The sequence below is a fragment of the Pseudomonas sp. VA159-2 genome (genome assembly GCF_024126635.1).
Classification (GTDB): domain Bacteria; phylum Pseudomonadota; class Gammaproteobacteria; order Pseudomonadales; family Pseudomonadaceae; genus Aquipseudomonas; species Aquipseudomonas muyukensis.
Genome location: NZ_JAMYBV010000062.1, coordinates 1 through 2058 on the forward strand (window position 1 = coordinate 1; position 2058 = coordinate 2058).

The 2058-nt window shown below is 54.6% G+C and carries 3 protein-coding genes; 2 read left to right on the plus strand and 1 reads right to left on the minus strand.

Features of this window, described 5'->3' with window-relative positions:
- Both NJG22_RS24320 and NJG22_RS24325 read left to right on the plus strand, forming a co-directional pair.
- Nucleotides 1–1258: RHS repeat-associated core domain-containing protein (locus NJG22_RS24320; RefSeq protein WP_253098468.1), on the plus strand; the 1258-nt coding region annotated here is incomplete at its 5' end.
- Between the two features lie 8 nt (nt 1259–1266).
- Nucleotides 1267–1677 (plus strand): hypothetical protein, encoded by a 411-nt coding sequence (locus NJG22_RS24325; protein WP_253098470.1) that lies wholly within the window; start codon nt 1267–1269, stop codon nt 1675–1677.
- A 145-nt stretch (nt 1678–1822) separates the two neighbouring features.
- Here NJG22_RS24325 and NJG22_RS24330 read toward each other — a convergent pair.
- On the minus strand, nt 1823–2058 hold a 236-nt coding region (locus tag NJG22_RS24330; protein ID WP_253098472.1), incomplete at its 5' end, for a hypothetical protein.

Consider the following 2058-nt stretch of genomic DNA (forward strand, 5'->3'; position numbering starts at 1 on the left):
CCAGGAACTCAATCGTCCGCTGGAAAGCGATCCGCGCCGTAACAAACTGATGGACAACCTGCTGCGTGAATACGCCGGGACCCACTACCAATACGACGAACGCGGCAACCTGATCCATCGCCTGCACAACGGCGAACAGGCGCGCCTGAGCTGGGACTTGTTCGACCGATTAGTCCGTTTCGACGATAGCAAGCTCAGCGTGGCGTACAGCTACGACGCCTTGGGCCGCCGTCTGCACAAGCACTCCACCGCGCACCATCAGGATGATCCGCGTGCGGGCAGTGGTTGGAACCAGATGCAGCGGGCCAAGCGCCAACGCGAACTGGGCTGTGGTTACACCTTGTACGGCTGGGATGGCGATAACCTGGCTTGGGAAAGCTCGCCGCCACAGGATGAAGGCGACACCGGGCGGACCGTGCATTACCTGTACGAGCCGGGCAGTTTCGTGCCGGTTGCCCAGGCGCTGCGCAAGAGCCCGATCCGCTTGCTACGCCAACCGGACTGGAACGACCGGGAATACGATTTCGATCAGGACCCGCTGTGGCAACACGAGGTCAAACCGCAACCGATCGACGCGATTGCCTGGTACCAGTGCGACCACCTTGGTACGCCGATGGAGCTGACCGACCACCATGGTGAAGTGGCGTGGACGGCGCAGTACAAGGCGTGGGGTGAGATCAAGGAGGCCCGCTCGGAGTGGGCGAAGCAGAATGGCCTGAACAACCCGATCCGCTTCCAGGGTCAGTACCACGACCATGAGACCGGGCTGCATTACAACCGCTATCGGTACTATGATCCGAGGGCCGGGCGGTTCATCAACCAGGACCCGATCAGTTACACCGGTGGTTTGAACCTGTTTGCGTATGCGCCGAACCCTGTCGAGTGGGTCGACCCGTTAGGGTTGTGGAAAGGGCAGCCGCGGCAGGCGGGTGGTAGGTTTGGGGCGGGGAAAGATCCTTCGAAGCCATGCCCGTGTAAGTCGGATGGTACTCATGGGAATAGTCTCAATTCGACTAAGCCTGCGATTGGCTACACATTGAGGCACGAAGATGATCATAGTGTTTTGAAGTATGGTGAAACTACAATGGGTAAGCGTAGGTATACGGAAGAATATCTTAAGGAGAACAATGCGTATATGCAGGAGGAGGTCTCAGGGACCAAGCGGGAGATGCATGCGTGGCAACATCAAAAAATCTTGGAATACAAAGCGGCAGATAAAAAAGGTAGAAGGCCTCCGCTAAACAAAAGCGATTATTAAGGTGGTTTATGGATTTTAATACTTCAAGTGAGCAGCATGTATTAGCGGGCAATGCTGCTCAGATTGCTCGAAAGAAGGTAAAGGATGCATTGGTTGAGATTTTACGTGATGTTTCACTCGAGTGTGGGGCGGAAGCATGGACATTCATATCAATACTGATGCCTGATGAGCGAATAGGTGATTATCCAGAAGTTAGGCGATACCACAAGGCTCGGAAGGTTATTGAAGTTCGGGTGCAAATTCCTATTTACGAATTTAGGGATTCGGATGCTTTGCGTCAGGTAAGTTTGATTCTTGATGCAGTGTCTCGCTCAGTGGAAATGATGGAGGAAATAAAGAGTTTGAAGTTGACGGTGCGCGATGCGCATGTGCTTAAAGATGCGGTCGAGAATGCGCGAGTACAACTAGGGGTCGCTTGAAGCTCATGGGTTGGCAAGTAGGGGTGTGCCTTCGCTGTCTTCTTATTAACTTGTGTGGAGATGTTGTACACCGGAAAGCTGCTGCCTGAATCAATATGTATCAATCAGCGTCGTACCGAGCTTGCAGCAATTATATGGTGTGAAGCTAACCACCACGCAAGTTGCCAGACAGGGTGATCAAAGCTAGGAAGAGACCTTCGCCTTCGACTCGGCCGGTAACCTGCTGGACGACAAGTCCCAGGAGCTGAACCGCCCGCTGGAAAGCGACCGACGCCGTAACCTGCTGCGTGAATACGCCGGGACCCACTACCAATACGACGAACGCGGCAACCTGATCCATCGCCTGCACAATGGCGAGCAGGCTCGCCTGAGTTGGGACCT

Coding starts and splice junctions, on each gene's coding strand:
- NJG22_RS24325 (WP_253098470.1), top strand. CDS start 1,267: ATGGATTTTAATACTTCAAGTGAGCAGCATGTATTAGCGGGCAATGCT.